This is a genomic window from Christiangramia oceanisediminis (assembly GCF_022570735.2).
GTDB lineage: Bacteria > Bacteroidota > Bacteroidia > Flavobacteriales > Flavobacteriaceae > Christiangramia > Christiangramia oceanisediminis.
This window is the reverse complement of sequence record NZ_JANCNS010000001.1, coordinates 530,382-546,630: the sequence shown is the minus strand read 5'-3', so window position 1 is coordinate 546,630 and position 16,249 is coordinate 530,382. Positions and strand designations below refer to the sequence as shown.

Genomic DNA, 16,249 nt, shown 5'->3' with positions numbered 1-16,249 from the left:
GATTTAATTTATATACATTTGTGCAAAATTATCGGGAATGGTAAAGGGGATAATCATTATACCCACTTATAACGAAATAGAGAACATCGAGCGCATAATAAGGAATATTTTTTCTCAGCGGCGAAAGTTTGATATTCTGGTGGTAGATGATAATTCTCCTGATGGTACTGCTACAAGGGTGAGAACCCTGAAAGCCGAATTTCCCGGGAGATTACATGTCGAAGAGCGAAAGGGAAAACTGGGGCTTGGAACCGCTTATATTCATGGATTTAGGTGGGCATTGGAACGGGATTATGAATACATCTTTGAGATGGATGCCGATTTTTCCCATAATCCCAACGATCTTATTCGGTTATATAATACCTGTAAAAGAGATAATGCCGATGTGGCAATTGGATCCAGGTATATCACGGGTGTAAATGTGATCAACTGGCCAATGAACCGGGTTTTGATGTCCTGGCTTGCTTCTCGATATGTGCGATTTGTTACCGGGATGGATATTCAGGATACCACGGCCGGTTATGTTTGTTATAAAAGAAAAGTCCTTGAGGCAATAGATCTTGATAAGATTCAGTTTGTAGGTTATGCTTTCCAGATCGAAATGAAATTCAAGGCTCATCTTTTAGGATTTAAAATAGTAGAAGTTCCGGTTATTTTTACCGATAGAACAAGAGGTACCTCCAAAATGAGTGGATCGATAATTTCGGAAGCTGTTTTTGGAGTTATAAAAATGAAATTGAAAAGTCTGTTTAACCAGATAAAAGTTTGATGAAAAAGGTTTTAATAAAGAACGCAAAGATTGTTAATGAAGGTAAGATCCAGGAAGGAGACGTCTTTATTGAAGATGGGATCATTACCGAAATTTCTGATAGTATCAGTGCCAAATCGCCAGATGTAAATATCTTCGATGCAGAAGGTACTTATTTGCTGCCTGGACTAATAGATGATCAGGTTCACTTCAGAGAACCTGGACTTACCCATAAGGAAAATATCGAAACGGGTTCACGGGCTGCGGTAGCCGGAGGAATTACTTCATTTATCGAGATGCCTAACACGCTTCCTCAAACCACCACCATGGAAATGTTCGAGGAGAAATTGCGTATCGCATCTGAAACTTCCTATGCGAACTATTCGTTCATGTTCGGCGGAACTAATGACAATCTTTCTGATATTGAGAATATCGATCCTAAAATAGTGCCTGCCTTAAAACTATTTCTTGGTTCTTCTACCGGGAATATGCTGGTAGATGATGAAAAGGTGCTGGAGCAAATCTTTAAGAAGTCTCCGGTGCTTATCGCTGCACATTGCGAGGATGAGGATACGATTAAGAAGAACCTTCAGGAATGCATAGATCGATATGGCGATGATATTCCAATCGAGCTGCACCCGAAGATTCGCAGTGAGGAAGCCTGTTATAAGTCTTCTTCTAAAGCAGTTGCACTTGCGAAGAAAACCGGTGCAAGATTACATGTATTTCATGTGTCTACTGCGAAGGAATTAAGCCTTTTTACCAATAAAAAGCCATTAAAAGAAAAGAAGATCACTGCCGAGGTGTGTATTCATCACCTCTGGTTCAATGATTCAGATTATGCCAAAAAAGGAACCTATATTAAATGGAATCCTGCGGTAAAGACTAAAAAAGACCAGGAAGGCCTACTTCAGGGTTTGCTTGATGATCACCTGGATGTTTTGGCTACAGATCATGCTCCTCATACCAAGGAAGAAAAGAAGAATGTTTACACCAAGGCCCCAAGTGGTGGGCCACTGGTTCAGCATGCGCTGCCGGCATTATTGCAAATGTATCATCAGGGAAAGATTTCCCTCGAAAAGATCGTTGAGAAGGCCTGTCACAATCCGGCCATCTTGTTCGATATCGAAAAAAGAGGTTTTATAAAAGAAGGATATAAGGCAGATCTTGTTCTGGTAGATCTAAATTCACCCTGGGCAGTTCAAACCGATAATATCTTTTCAAAATGTAAATGGTCTCCGTTTGAAGGAACCACTTTTAAATCCAGGGTGACCCATACCTTCGTGAATGGAAAGCTGGTTTATAAGAATTTTAAACATCAGCCATTTTCCAAAAATGCTGAACAACTTACTTTTGATCGTTAAAACTGTACATAAAATATTTTTTCTGGTTTTTCTAAGCTTCCTTATATCCTGCCAGGATGTGAAAAAGGTAGAGAAACCAGAAGATCTTATTCCTGAAGATAAGATGATAGATGTTCTTACCGAACTATCCCTGGTTCATGCAGCCAGAAATTATGATAAGTCCCGGTTGGAACAAACAGGAATCGACCCTGAGGTCTATATCTATGAAAAATTCGGGATAGACAGTCTTCAATTCAAAAGGAGTAATGCTTATTACGCCGATCAATACCAGCAATATGAGCGCATGTATGATAGTGTGAAGATCAGGTTGCAGGTCATGAAATCCAAACTGGACTCGATTCGTGATATAGAGATCAGGATCGAAGACAGTATTAAACTTGCCAAAAAAGATTCACTGAATAAAATTGGAGATAGCCTCGATGTAGATCAGGACAGTCTTAAATCACCACTTAAGCGATCAGGAGATAGTTTAATGCCTCCTCCGCCGGAATTTAAAAGACTGGACTCTATAGAGGATTAGACTCTTGCTTCTCCTTTTTATAAATGGAAGCCGTCTTTTCCAGTACCCGGTCTATCGGGGTAAAATCAAACTGAAGCCTTTCCCTGATTTTAGAATTGTCGTATCGGGTCTCTCCAAACAGCGAGCTAATGGATTCCCGGGTGATCTGTCTGGGCATTCCAAACCAGCTGCCTATTTTTTGAAAGATCCAGCCCAGGCTTACCATCCATTTGGTCAATCTTTTTGAAGGTTCCGGCTTGTCCAGCAGCCTGGCGGTATCTTTCAGTACCTTCTCAAAGCTAAGATTCTCTGCGACCAGAATAAATTGCTCATTTTTGATGTTCGAATGCATCAATTTCAGCATGGCATCAACCACATCGCCTACACCTACGAAGCCGCTAACTTTTGGAAAATGATATTTTAAGCCTTTATCAATTCTGCTGAAGATCTTTCCGCTGCCGCTATCCCAGTAACCTGGCCCAATTATGATACCCGGATTGACAATTACCGTTGGCACACCTTCCTGGGTGCCTCGCCAAACTTCGATCTCTGCTCCATACTTGGAAATGGCATAATCATTATGATGGGCTTCCGGATTCCATTTCGAAGATTCGTTTACAGGTTCATCGTTCAGGTTGGCGCCTATTGCAGCAACACTGCTTACATAGCATAGTTTTTTTACATTTTTGGCGATACAGAGGTTTACGATATTGGCCGTTCCCTCGATATTGATCTTCCGTAATTTTCTTTCATCTGATGGATCAAAGGAGATAAGGGCTGCACAGTGATATACATATTCCACGCGTTCAAACGCATCGGTGAGCGAAGGTATGTTGGTTAGACTGGCGGTGACCCACTTGATCTTCTCAAAAAGCCTGTCGGCTTTTTCTGGATCGGAATAATATCCAAAAACTTTTCTTACCGATTGGATATTACTGGAATGCCTCTTAGTGGCCAGGATACGATCCTGATCCTGCGCTAGCTCATATAGAAGATGCGCACCAACTAAACCCGTACCGCCGGTTACAAGAATCATGCGGTAAATATAGCTAAAGCACTTAGGAAAAATAAAGCTTTATGGTATCTTTACGGCTGTTTTTATCTGAAATTTTAAATATGGAAAAGAACTTTGTTGAGGAAATTACCTGGAGAGGAATGCTGCATGATGCCATGCCCGGAACCGAAGAACACTTAATGGAAAATATGCGTTCTGCCTATGTAGGGATAGATCCAACGGCAGATTCCCTTCATATTGGTCACCTGGTAAGCGTGATGATGCTAAGGCATTTTCAGCTATGCGGGCATAAACCTTATGCGCTGGTGGGTGGCGCTACCGGGATGATTGGAGATCCTTCTGGTAAATCTGCAGAGCGTAATCTCCTTGATGAAAAAACCCTGAGACATAATCAGAATGCTATTAAGGAACAACTTTCCCGTTTCCTGGATTTTGATTCAGACAACGAAAATGCTGCAGTTCTCGTCAACAATTACGACTGGATGAAGGATTTTTCATTCCTGGGCTTTATCAGGGATGTAGGTAAACATATCACTGTGAATTATATGATGGCTAAGGATTCGGTGAAAAAAAGGCTCTCATCTGAAGCTGCTGAAGGTATGTCTTTTACTGAATTCACCTATCAGCTGGTACAGGGATATGATTTTCTTCATCTTTTCAGGGAAAAGAACTGTACGCTTCAAATGGGTGGGAGCGACCAGTGGGGGAATATCACCACCGGAACAGAACTTATTAGAAGAATAGGCGACGGAAAGGGTTATGCACTTACCTGCCCGCTAATCACCAAGGCAGACGGTACTAAATTTGGAAAAACCGAAGGCGGAAATGTCTGGCTGGATGCGAACAGGACATCGCCTTATAAGTTCTATCAGTACTGGTTGAATACCAGTGATGAAGATGCCGAAAAATACATCAAGGTATTTACCTTTTTAAGCAGGGAAGAGATCGAGGAGATCGTTAGTAAACATAAGGAAGCTCCGCATCAAAGAGAACTTCAGAAGGTGTTAGCGAAAGAGGTGACGACCATGGTACATTCAGAAGCTGAATATGAGAATGCGCTAACCGCTTCACAGGTGTTGTTTGGAAAAAGTACGGCAGAAGATTTCAGGAAACTGGACGAGGCTACTTTTCTGGATGTTTTTGAAGGCGTACCGCAGGCCGAGGTTTCCAAAGAGGAGGTCGAAAACGGGCTGGACATGATTGGTGCTCTTTCGGCCAAAACCGGATTTCTGAATTCTAACGGAGAAGCCAGAAGAGCTTTAAAGGAGAATTCGGTTTCGGTTAATAAAGAAAAGGTGAAGGAGGATTATACGATTACTTCAGAAGACCTGATAAATGGAAAGTTCGTGATCCTGAATAAAGGGAAGAAGAATACCTATATCATCAGGGCAGTATAAATTACAAAACCCCTTAAGCGGGCGCCTAAGGGGTTTGCAACTAACTAACCAATCTAATATGAAAAATTTCACTTAGCCTGCAAAATATAATGAATTGAGTGTCATCATATTTGCTATATAATAGGTCGTGAAACTTTCTGAATCTTTACAAGAAATTTTAATTTTTTTCTGCTTTAAAGAACAAGGAGGTTGCAGCCTCGAATGTCGCTGTTATCAAACCTTCCCAGGATCTCGATTTGAGTTCCTGAAATTCTTCCAAGGTCCTGCGTGGCGATAAAGGAGCAGGAATTGATATTTGCCAGGTCAATTACATTGATCCCACCTGTTTTTCCTTTTGCCTGAAGACTTAAGGCGTCTTCGGGATCCCGAATAAGTATCTTCATCCATGAAGGGCATTCAAAAATGCCGTTTCCGGTAGAATAAGCCTGGGACAACAATTCGGTCATTCCATACTCGCTGTGAATGCTTTCCACCCCAAAACCTTTTTTTAAGTTTTCGTGAAGTTCCTGCCTGATCATTTCCTTTCTGCGACCTTTCATGCCACCGGTTTCCATAACGATGGTATTCTTCAAATTGAAGGAAGTCTTCTCTACCAGGTCGAGCAGGGCAAATGAAACACCTATGAGAATTACCTTTTTTCCTTGGGAGTCCAGCTCCTTCAGTTTTTGGGTAAGCGAATCCAGGTCGTCAAGGTAAAAGCCACTGTTGGGATCACCAGATTTCCTGATAAGCTTATCAACCATATAGATAAGCGACGAACCCTGTCTTTCCAGGTAGGAGGGAAGCAGGGCCAGGAAAATATAATCTGAAGCCGGCCCGTAAAATTTTTCGAAGCCTGCCAGAAAGCTTTTTTCGTAGATATTTAAGTCGGTTACCAGGTGTTCACTGGTCTGGTTTCCGGTGGTACCGCTACTGGTAAAAATGATCTCAGGATCTTTATCTTCTGAAAGGATCCTTTTGGTTTTAAAGAATTCTATGGGTAAAAAGGGAATCTTCTTAATGGAGCGTACATTTTCAGGATTCTTGCCTAACAGCCTGCAAAATTGACCGTAAACCGGGTTATTTTCAAACTGGAACTTAAAAACCTCCATACAAACCGAATTAAATTCCTGTTCACTGGAGATCTGGAAGATTCTTTCTGTAAGCATGAAAATCTGAAAGTTTGGTTCAAATTTACGCAATAAAAAAGCCTCTGGAACAGAAGCTTTAAAATATTCAATCTCGAAAGGTATTACTTGACCACCAGTTTTCGGGTAGACTTAGCAGTTCCTTCCTGTATCTTTAGAATGTAAATTCCAGGGGTTAGGTTGGAAACATCCATTTCTTTTCCCCTGATGCGTGTCTTATGCACGGCCTTGCCTAATACATTGTAAACTTCGATGATCTTATCCTGGTTTTTGGTAGACGAGATATAAACCTTTCCACCGGTAACCGGGTTTGGATAAATAGAAAGTCCCTCAATAGGAGTTTCTGTACGTTGTTGTTGAGCACGAGCAGATTCCTGAGCTGTTGCCGGTGAGGCAATCATCAGGAAACCAATAAGTAAGAAGAATAGTAAGTACTTGTGCTTCATCCTGTTAATTAGACATTTAGACAAACATACAAATAAAATTTCAAAAATCCTGCCAATGAAATAATATAAAATTTTAAAATACGTTCCAATAAAAAAGACCTGCTTTTGCAGGCCTTTTTCGTAACGGCTAACTGTTGTTAATCAACAATTTAAAATTCAAATCCAATTAGTTCACCCAGTCGAACATCTCAACGTCTACGGTAGCTTCAGCTTCATAGCTCATATCAAGAGAAGCGTTAGCTCCTTCGATCTGGATTCCAGATAGGTCTGTTCTTCCAACTTCAGGAATATCAATAGCAGTGGCGTATCCACTCAATGAAAGCCCCGTGATGTTAGCTCCAGATTGTTTTTTGAACTGAAGGGCGATTCCTCCTGTTTCAGAAACAGCTGTAAAGTTTTCGATCTCTGGCATATTGTTCACCCCGTCGGCCTCTATAGCCGTAGAGAAATTTTCGATGGTATGTAGTACGTAGGTATTGGTGATCTTTCCATTCCATCCTTCGGTCCAGTCAACGGCGTCATCTTCGTTGTTTTCAAGATAAAGGTTGGTTACAGAAACCGATCCTCCAAAGAACTCAACACCATCATCGGCACCGTTCAGAATAGCCACATTTTCAATGCTGGTTCCTGAACCCACTGCGTAAAGTGAAAGTCCGTTATATTGAGATTCGGCGTTGATCTGAGCCCCGGCGTCTGAAATGATCAGGTAGCTGATAGATCCCGAATTGTCTTCAACATCATCACCACCGTAAATGATCCCGCCAACTTCGGCAGTAGCATTGATACCTTCGGTTGTCACGCCGTTACCGGCGATCACAAGTCCACCCCAGCTTCCGGAAACACCAGAAGTGGCCGACATTACAACAGGATTGGATTCAGTTCCCTGGATGTCGATCATTCCGCCTTTTTGAACAACCATGTAGATGTTGGTCCCATCCTCATCATTGTCGGTTCTGGCAGTGATCCTGGTTCCTGCAGGAATGGTAAGGGTTGCACCAGATTCTACTGAAACCACCCCGGTGATCACATATTCTGTATTAGCGTCAAGACTGAAGTTATTGTCGATGGTTCCTGGTAGAACAGAAACCTGGCCTCTGTTGGTGATCCAGTCAAAATCTGATGCATCAACAGTAGGAGTTACATTATAGTCATTATCCGGGTCAGCTGTTTCACCATTGAGTACGATATTTGAAAGATCGGTTCTTCCAACTTCAGGAATATCGATAGTAGTATCGTACCCAGAAAGAGAAAGTCCGCTAATATTAGCTCCCGACTGTTTTTTGAACTGAAGGGCGATTCCGCCTACTGTAGAAACAGCGGTGAAATTATTGAATTTCGGGTTGTTATCCACTCCATCTGCCTCGATTGCGGTAGAGAAGTTAGCATTGGTATGAAGAACATAGGTGTTGTTCACGGTACCGTTCCAGCCTTCTGTCCAGTCAACCGCATCGTCTTCGTTGTTTTCAAGATACAGGTTGGTAACAGAAACCGAACCTCCGAAGAATTCAACTCCATCATCGGCTCCGTTCAGGATCGCAACATTCTGAATGCTGGTTCCGGATCCCACTGCATAAAGTGAAAGTCCGTTATACTGAGATTCAGCATTGATCTGAGCTCCGGCATCAGAAAGTACCAGGTAGTTGATAGATCCAGAATCGTCGCTGGTGTCGTTTCCTCCATAGATGATCCCACCAACTTCGGCAACTGCACCAACACCTTCTGTGGTTACACCGTTACCGGCGATCACCAATCCACCCCAGCTTCCTGATTGTCCGCTGGCGGCCGACATTACAACCGGTGAAGCAGCAGTACCGTTGATCTCGATATCTGCTCCCTGCTGTACCACGATATATACGTCGGTAGCATCTGTATCATTATCGGCTACGATCCTGGTTCCGGCAGGAATAGTTAAAGTTACACCAGCTTCTACTGAAAGTACCCCGGTAAGGCTGTAGGTTTCAGAAGGATCAAGGGTTCTGTCTTCGTTTACGGAACCGTTCAGTTCAGTGTTCTCTTGCGGTGGAAGTTCTCCACCTTCATCGATCGGGTCGATCACAGGGTCATCACTACAGGCTGTGGTTAACAGGCCGAAGCTCACGGCAAGTCCTAAAAGGAATTTTCTTGATAGATTTTTCATTGTTTTAAATTTAAGTTTCGAGTTCTTAATTGATTATTGATAAATTGAATTTGCATTTATTAGAATGAGTAATTAACTCCTAAACTCAGGATGGCGCCCCTGGTATAAGATCGTACGGTTTCGGTAGATTCGATGCCTGTAGAACTTGGCCTGATCGCCTGGTATCTTTCGATCTCAGGATTCAGAAGGTTCTGCCCCTTGAATTCCAGTTCCCACTTATCGTTGAATTGCTTCGAAATGATCGCGTCCAGAGTAACAAATCCTTTTTCCACGATCTCATCGTTATAGAATACATCGGTTTGAGTCTGTACCTCTGGTGCTCCAAGAGCGAAGATCTTGTCTGAAGCATAATTCGCAACCAGTGATGCCCTGAAAGGATTATCGGTTTCAGTAGCAAAATTCAGTGACCCGTTAAAGATCCAGTCTGATGCTCCCTGAAGTCCTATCTCTGTCTTCCCGTTGTATCGGAAAGTTCTTATAAAAGTTCCTTCTTCGTTATATACTTCTCTAAGGTCCTGCTTATGCCACATCCTGGAGGCGTTAAAGCCTATGGCCAGGTCCAGTCCTTCTTCAGACTCACTTTCGATAACATCCAGCCTGGTCTCCAGTTCTATTCCGAAGATATTGGCTTCCTCACCCGCGTTGAAGAATGAGAATACCCCTGCTGAACCTCTGTCCTGAACCCTGTTGATAGGATCGGTGATACGCTTGTAGAAACCGGTAAGCGAGATCAATTCACCTGAATCTGGGAACAGTTCGTATTTAAGGTCAAAATTGGTATTAGTAGAAGCATTTAGATTTGGATTACCACGAGTGATCTGCCCGGTTTGAGAAACATACTCAAAAGGAGCAATTTCCTTAAACTCTGGTAAGGTGATGGTCCTGCTGGCAGCAAACCTGATGTTTGAATTCTCGTTTGGAGAGAACTTGATATTCAGGTTTGGATAAATATTCTCATAATTGTTAAATGAAAATTCAGGAGCATTAACCGGATAGTTATTTACGTCAAATACGATATCCAGGTTGTCATACTGGTATCTTGCTCCCAGGTTGATGTTCCATTTGCCTTTGCCGTAGTTGAAATTGGCGAAACCGGCATATGAATCCAGGATGGCATTATAGCGGTCTGGAGTTAGCCTGTTGAAGTCAAGAATTCCGTTCTCGAAGTTTTCAGTAGTGAAAACCGAAGAGAGATCGTCTATAGATGTTGGGTTCACGCTGTTAAGCACAACTTCATCTGCTCCAAAGAAGCGAGAGATGAAATCACGTTCCTTATTTCGGTAATTTCCTCCAGCTTGGACAAATATGTTCTTACCGGCTTCCTCATCTACATCGATATTGAACTTATCCTGCAGGTAGGCGTTCAATTCAACATCGTCGATGATCTGGGATGATTTACGCTGCTGATAACCTCCCATACGTCCTAGCTGTACAAAATCGTCCCCATCAAAGTTTACCTCGTTACGTATCCTGTTTGGCTCATCGGCGTCCACAAGATTATAGCCAAGTGCCCAGTCCAGTTCGTTCTTTCCGTCCCACATTTGGTGATAACCATGAAGTTGATTCACCCAAAGCCTGGTTTGTTTGATGTTCTGGTCGCGAATGAACTGGTTCAGGTTTTCGGCAGGCCCGGTTTCTTCAAAAACCACACCTTCCCCATTTCTACCTGCTTCGAAAACCTCGTCTGTAAGTTTGTTGATGAACAAACTGGTTGCCTTGATCTCGTTATTATCGTTCCATTCGTATTTGATATCCAGTAAACCGGTTGTATTGTCGGTTTTTGAATAGTTCTCTACGTCTGAGAAAAAGTCATACAGGTTGTTACTTCGGTATTCACGAAAGATCCCTTTGTTGTATTCGAATCTTGCCGATTGAGAAAGGCTTACAAGAACCTTAAGGTCTTCGCCGAATTTCTTTCCGCCGGTAATATTATACCGTCTGTTCATAGGGAATGGATCGGTTTGAGTGTTCCAGGTCTGGTTGTTCAAACTATGCTCGATTGGCACTGCCTGGTCATAAAAACCGAAAAAGACATCATCCTGGTTAGGAGATACCTTAAAGTTGCTGAATTCTCCAGCCGCATTGGTATTGATACCCGCCTGTAATCCAATATCAAGAAGCTCGGTTCCTACCAGTTCACGGGAATTGATATTAACCGTTCCTGAAGCCTGGTCTGCTGAATATTCGCTGGAATAGGTCTTGCTGATGCCCACGCTCTGTACCACTCGGGTAGGGAACAGGCCAAGATCGATATTTTTACGTTCCACATCGTCTGATGGAATTGGGAGTCCGTTAAGGGTTGTATATAAATAGCGATCGCCCAGACCTCTTACAAAAAGGTCTCCGGAAGCTTCACTGGCCGTTACTCCCGAAATTTTGGTGGTGGCGGTAGCAGCATCAGACACTCCAAGTTTAGCCAGCTCTACAGAACCGATGCTTTCAACGACCGCTACAGAGTTCTTTTGTTCGTATAACAAGGCTACTTCAGAATCTCTTCTGGAAACAGTGGTGATCAATACTTCATCAAGAGAAGCGGCGCTGGAGCCTAATTCGGTATTTACTTCGGTAACCTTTCCGGCCTCCACAACCACATCGGGCACTTCAAGGGTTTCGTAACCTACAAAACTAAAAACCAGGGTATAGGTTCCTGGTTCGATATTTTTCAGCATGTACAGCCCGTCATAGTCTGATGTGGTACCTTTAGAGGTTCCTTTAATTAACACATTAGCAAATGGCAGTGGTTCACCTTCCATTTCGCGGTCTGATAACAGGCCGGCTATAGATCCGGTGGTTTCCTGTGCCAAGAGGATACTGGTAAAGAATAATAAAAATGTTAGACTTAGGAATTTTTTCATTTTTGTTTGCAATTATATCTCGCTGCAAATTAAGTGCGGGAATTTCTGGAACATGTTACCTTAGAATTAACCATTCATCATTAAAGAGTTAGTTTAATGTTACTAATGCGTTAAGCCCTTTATAATTCAAATTATTGGTTAATTTTACGTACGCTTAACCACAGTATTACCTATTATGAAGAAAAAAGAAATTCAAATCCTTTTGGTTGACGATGAACCGGATATCCTTGAAATAGTGGGGTATAACCTGTCTTCTGAAGGTTACAATGTTATTACTGCCGACAATGGTGCCGATGGCGTTAAAATGGCAAAAAAGCATAAGCCCCATTTAATTATTCTGGACGTGATGATGCCCGAAATGGATGGGATAGAGGCCTGTGAGCAAATCAGGAAGATACCCGATATGGAGAATTGTATCATTGCCTTCCTTACCGCCCGTGGTGAAGATTATTCTCAAATGGCAGGATTTGATGCCGGGGCAGACGATTATATCACCAAACCAATTAAACCAAAGGTGTTAGTGAGTAAGGTAAAGGCCCTGCTTAGGCGATATCGAGAGGAAAACACAACAGAGAATATTGTAAAGTTAGGTGGTATCACCATTAACAGGGAAGAATACAAGATCATCCAGAATGGAGAGGAGATGGCCCTTCCCAGGAAGGAGTTTGAACTGCTCTCTCTATTGACCTCCAAACCTGGGAAAGTTTTTAAACGAGAGGATATACTGGATAAAGTATGGGGTAATGAGATCGTGGTTGGTGGCCGAACCATAGATGTTCATATCAGGAAATTGCGTGAGAAGATTGGAGATGATATGATAAAAACAATTAAGGGAGTAGGCTATAAGTTTGTGGTTTAATGGCGCAAAAATTTAAACGCTCATATAGGTTTGCTGTAAGAACATCGCTGTACATAAGCTTTTTTCTTGCCGTAATGATGATGCTGTTTATGTACTTTGAAATCGATTTTTCGATTCCGTGGTTGATCCTGTTCGTTTTTCTTAGTTACCTTTTTACGTTCATGATAATCCAGTTTAGGGTGGAACGATTTATTTATCGCCGAATCAAGAAAGTGTACGACAATGTTTCCCTGCTGGATTCAACTACCCTTAGTCCAACTCAGGTAACTACCGATATGTCCACACTTACCCAGGAGGTAAAAAAGTTTGCCGAAGATAAAAAGCTGGAGATCGAAACCTTAAAAGTACGGGAAGCCTACCGAAAGGAATTTATGGGAAATGTATCTCATGAATTGAAAACCCCTCTTTTTACCGTCCAGGGATATATTCTTACGCTTTTAGATGGTGCTCATAAGGATAAAGCTGTGCGGAAGAAATACCTGGCCCGGGCCAGTAAGGGTGTGGAACGGCTTATTTATATAGTCAGGGACCTGGATATGATCACCAAGCTTGAAACCGGTGACCTTCACCTGAGGTATGAAACTTTTGATATCGTGAAATTGATCGAAGCCTCTTTCGATCTTTTGGAAATGAAAGCCGCCAAAAAGAATATTACCCTCACTTTTGATACCGACTATGAAGAGCCTATCCTGGTTCGGGCCGATAAGGAGCGTATACAGCAGGTGCTTACCAATCTCATAGTTAATTCCATCAAATACGGAAAGAAAGGCGGAACCACCGAGATAAGTATCGAAAATCTCATTAAGAATAAGGTGATCGTTCGGGTTACCGATAACGGGGAAGGTATCGAGAAAGAGAATATTCCGCGATTATTTGAACGTTTCTACCGGGTAGACAAAAGCGGCTCCCGTAAGGAAGGAGGTTCGGGTCTTGGGCTTTCTATCGTGAAACATATACTCGAGGCCCATGGAGAGAAGATCTACGTGGAAAGCGTTTTTGGTGTGGGTAGCGAATTCTCATTCACTCTCGAAAAAAGCGAAGAGATCCTGGAAACTCACGCTATTCCCGAGATCACTTAAGCCCTGGTAAGCTTCAATTTCTTCGATCTTTTTCCATCGAAATTCATCCTGCTTACAAAAAGGCGCTATGTTTTTCTGGTAAAGCCTTCTGCCAAGATATTCCTGTTCCGGCTGCCCGGGTGTGGGAATGAAAAATGCTTTTTTTTCCAATTTCGATAAATCCATTAGTGTAGTATATCCGGGCCTGGAGATCACAAAATTAGTTGAATTTAGTGCGTCTTCCAGTGATTTTCCATAAAGGTAATTCTGAATGTGTATGTTTCGATTCCGGGAATTGATTTCTTTCTTTTCGGTTATTTTACCACGAACAAACAGAACCCTTGACCTAATTGTTTCTAATTCTCGTAAAAGTATATGCTCCAGTTTTGTGCGTTGAGGTTCGGGCCCACTTAACAAAACCACGAAATCATAGGTCACCGGCAACTCTCTTTTCTTAAGCCGACTAAGAACTCCCATATATTTTACCGGAAGTGGATCACTGGTGGGATGTCCCATGATGCCACTTAGGTTTTCAGTTCCTTCAAAATCCGGAACCCAGCACTGATCAAACCTTTTGATATACTGCCGGTGAATAAAGCTGCTCAGGAAGGTAGTGGAGCCGCTAAGCACGTTGAGTTGATGGGTCATGAAAACGTTGGTTTTAAGCCTTTTCGAACGTACACCCCATCGATTGTCTGATATAATTCCTTCTAGTTCGAGTTTGCTCGCAAGGTCTTCGGTTATTTTGCGTTCCTGGTTTATGGTCTTAAGGATCCGGGGAGTCTCCAGCATTAATTTGCGCTTCATATTTTCGCCTTTGTTCGGATAACGGATATTATAGGAAGGCAATTCGATATGGGTTAAATCGGGAAATTCTAGCTTCAGCAATTCAAGAGCATCGCCGTCTGAGGCTATAATCGGTTCAAAGCCAATGTCCTGAAGGCTGGTGATTACCGGGACACACCTGCTGGCGTGGCCAAGTCCCCAGTTGAGAGGGGCCACCAAAATCCTCTTTTTTCGCATTTGCATTTGTTATCTTACAGGAAGGTGCCGTATTTTCTTTAATTTTACCAAAATATTAAAATTTTCGTGGGAAGTAAGAATAAATTGAAGCGGTTTAAGGAAAATGAACAGTTCCAGAACGTGATCCAGCCATCCAGGGAGGAGCTGGTAGAAAATGAATTTAAACTTAAAGGAAACTGGAGCAGGGATTTTTTCAAAAATGACCATCCAATAGTACTGGAATTGGGTTGCGGAAAAGGCGAATATACAGTCGAACTTGCTCGCAACAATCCTGAAAAGAATTTTATCGGGATCGATATCAAGGGTGCCAGGTTCTGGCGTGGTGCGAAAACCGCAATTGAAGAAGGCCTGGACAATGTCGCATTTGTGCGAACCCAGATCGAGTTGATCGAACATGTTTTTGCAGCCGGCGAAGTGAGTGAGATCTGGATCACTTTTCCAGATCCTCAGATCAAGTATAAAAGAACCAAGCACAGGCTTACCAATTCCGAATTTTTGCAACGTTATAAAACCATTCTGAAAGAAGAAGGTGTGATGCATCTTAAAACCGATTCAGAATTTATGCACGGGTACACCCTGGGATTGCTTCATGGGCAGGGCCATGAAGTGCTATACGCCCACCACGATATTTATAAAAATGATTATTCTCCAAAGGAGGTGACGGGGATACAGACTTTCTACGAAAAACAGTATCTTGAAAAGGGGAAACCGATTACGTATATTCGGTTCAAGATTAAATAAAGGATATTGGAAGAAACAAAACTGTTCCTCATTGTATATTTTGCGGCATTTTTAGGAGTTATTCCACCAGGCCTCGTAAATATGACCGTTGCCAAGACCTGTGTAGAAAGAGGTAAGAAAAACGGAATGTATGTGGCGATAGGCGCCTCGGTGATCGTGCTTATCCAGGCTTTGATAGCCGTGCTATTGGCCAAATATATCTTTGAGCACCCGGTGGTAAGGCGAATGCTGCTGAGGGCAGGACTGGTTATCTTCTCCATTCTTTTTATCTATTTTTTACTGAAAGCACGCAATAGGAAAAAAGTAAAGCATTCTACAAAAAAGGCCAATGCAAACAGTCTTTTTAAAGGAATGCTGGTTGCAGGTCTAAACCTGTTCCCAATTCCCTATTTTGTGGCCCTGGCTGGTGCGATGGATCTGAAAAATACAGTTTCTTATGACTGGTCTATGAGCATTGCTTTTGCTCTGGCAGCGTCTCTGGGGAGCTTTACCACCCTTTATCTCTATGTGCTTTCTTTTGCAAGAATCGAAGAACGTATCGAGTCTTTTACCAAATATTCGAACTACTTCATGGCAACACTGATGCTTGTGCTCATCATCATTACGCTAGTGAGAATGTACAATACATGACATGGACACTACAACCGGTTTTTTTCAACGAGTTTATGAGGTGTGCCGGCAAATTCCTGAAGGCAGGGTGACCTCTTATGGTGCCATCGCAAAATACCTGGGTGCAGCTAAAAGTGCCAGAATGGTTGGCTGGGCCATGAATTCGTCACATTCCCTGGAAGATGTTCCGGCACATAGAGTAGTAAATCGCAACGGAGTCCTAACCGGGAAACATCATTTTGGAGGAAGCGATGCCATGCAACAACTTCTGGAAGCAGAGGGTGTGGAGGTAGATGATCTTAAAGTTCTGAATTTTAAAGAATTGTTCTGGGATCCTATGAAAGAGCTTTAGGGCTTAAAATACTGCTGCT

15 protein-coding genes are annotated in these 16,249 nt (G+C 42.5%); 9 read left to right on the top strand and 6 right to left on the bottom strand.

The annotated features are described in order from the left end of the window. Positions 1-37: 37 nt before the first annotated feature. Genes MKO06_RS02430 through MKO06_RS02420 form a run of 3 tightly spaced genes read left to right on the top strand, consistent with a single transcriptional unit; the run spans position 38 to position 2,632 of the window. Entirely contained in the window at positions 38-769 is a 732-nt protein-coding gene (locus MKO06_RS02430; RefSeq protein ID WP_241550751.1) for a polyprenol monophosphomannose synthase, read from the top strand. Further along, complete coding sequence (locus MKO06_RS02425; protein ID WP_241550750.1) at positions 769-2,112, top strand: dihydroorotase; 1,344 nt, start codon at positions 769-771, stop codon at positions 2,110-2,112. The genes MKO06_RS02430 and MKO06_RS02425 overlap by 1 nt, the downstream gene beginning before the upstream one ends. Then, the gene (locus MKO06_RS02420) at positions 2,084-2,632 is read left to right on the top strand and encodes a DUF4296 domain-containing protein (protein ID WP_241550749.1); all 549 of its coding nucleotides are present in this window, start codon (positions 2,084-2,086) and stop codon (positions 2,630-2,632) included. The genes MKO06_RS02425 and MKO06_RS02420 overlap by 29 nt, the downstream gene beginning before the upstream one ends. Here MKO06_RS02420 and MKO06_RS02415 read toward each other — a convergent pair. Then, a complete protein-coding gene (locus MKO06_RS02415; RefSeq protein ID WP_241550748.1) occupies positions 2,619-3,647 on the bottom strand; it encodes an NAD-dependent epimerase/dehydratase family protein in 1,029 nt (342 codons plus the stop codon). The genes MKO06_RS02420 and MKO06_RS02415 overlap by 14 nt on opposite strands. An 80-nt stretch (positions 3,648-3,727) precedes the next feature. Here MKO06_RS02415 and tyrS point away from each other — a divergent pair, with 80 nt between their 5' ends. Then, positions 3,728-5,023: a tyrosine--tRNA ligase gene (tyrS, locus tag MKO06_RS02410; RefSeq protein ID WP_241550747.1), complete on the top strand. Its 1,296-nt coding sequence runs from the start codon at positions 3,728-3,730 to the stop codon at positions 5,021-5,023. 173 nt (positions 5,024-5,196) lie between these two features. Here tyrS and MKO06_RS02405 read toward each other — a convergent pair whose 3' ends face one another. From MKO06_RS02405 to MKO06_RS02390, 4 genes are all read right to left on the bottom strand, one after another. Continuing rightward, the gene (locus MKO06_RS02405; protein WP_241550746.1) at positions 5,197-6,171 is read right to left on the bottom strand and encodes a LuxE/PaaK family acyltransferase; all 975 of its coding nucleotides are present in this window, start codon (positions 6,169-6,171) and stop codon (positions 5,197-5,199) included. 83 nt (positions 6,172-6,254) lie between these two features. Then, positions 6,255-6,596, bottom strand: a complete 342-nt coding sequence (locus MKO06_RS02400) for a T9SS type A sorting domain-containing protein (RefSeq protein WP_241550745.1) — start codon at positions 6,594-6,596, stop codon at positions 6,255-6,257. A 166-nt stretch (positions 6,597-6,762) separates the two neighbouring features. Further along, complete coding sequence (locus tag MKO06_RS02395; RefSeq protein WP_241550744.1) at positions 6,763-8,733, bottom strand: hypothetical protein; 1,971 nt, start codon at positions 8,731-8,733, stop codon at positions 6,763-6,765. A gap of 59 nt (positions 8,734-8,792) precedes the next feature. After that, a complete protein-coding gene (locus tag MKO06_RS02390) occupies positions 8,793-11,588 on the bottom strand; it encodes a TonB-dependent receptor (RefSeq protein WP_241550743.1) in 2,796 nt (931 codons plus the stop codon). 175 nt (positions 11,589-11,763) lie between these two features. On the opposite strand from MKO06_RS02390, the gene MKO06_RS02385 reads away from it, so the two are divergent. Continuing rightward, positions 11,764-12,447, top strand: a complete 684-nt coding sequence (locus MKO06_RS02385) for a response regulator transcription factor (RefSeq protein ID WP_241550742.1) — start codon at positions 11,764-11,766, stop codon at positions 12,445-12,447. Next, a complete protein-coding gene (locus MKO06_RS02380; protein ID WP_241550741.1) occupies positions 12,447-13,526 on the top strand; it encodes a sensor histidine kinase in 1,080 nt (359 codons plus the stop codon). The genes MKO06_RS02385 and MKO06_RS02380 overlap by 1 nt, the downstream gene beginning before the upstream one ends. Here MKO06_RS02380 and MKO06_RS02375 read toward each other — a convergent pair. Then, positions 13,464-14,528, bottom strand: a complete 1,065-nt coding sequence (locus MKO06_RS02375) for a glycosyltransferase (protein ID WP_241550740.1) — start codon at positions 14,526-14,528, stop codon at positions 13,464-13,466. The two genes, MKO06_RS02380 and MKO06_RS02375, sit on opposite strands and share 63 nt — an antisense overlap. 66 nt (positions 14,529-14,594) lie before the next feature. Between MKO06_RS02375 and trmB the strand changes: the two genes are divergently transcribed. From trmB to MKO06_RS02360, 3 genes are read left to right on the top strand one after another with little or no spacing between them, the layout of a single operon-like run. Next, the gene (gene trmB / locus MKO06_RS02370) at positions 14,595-15,269 is read left to right on the top strand and encodes a tRNA (guanosine(46)-N7)-methyltransferase TrmB (RefSeq protein WP_241550739.1); all 675 of its coding nucleotides are present in this window, start codon (positions 14,595-14,597) and stop codon (positions 15,267-15,269) included. Positions 15,270-15,275: 6 nt separating this feature from the next. After that, positions 15,276-15,899, top strand: coding sequence for a LysE family translocator (locus tag MKO06_RS02365; protein ID WP_241550738.1), 624 nt, complete (start codon positions 15,276-15,278; stop codon positions 15,897-15,899). Between the two features lies 1 nt (position 15,900). Then, on the top strand, positions 15,901-16,230 hold the full coding sequence (locus tag MKO06_RS02360; protein ID WP_241550737.1) for an MGMT family protein: 330 nt from the start codon (positions 15,901-15,903) through the stop codon (positions 16,228-16,230). Positions 16,231-16,249 lie beyond the last annotated feature (19 nt).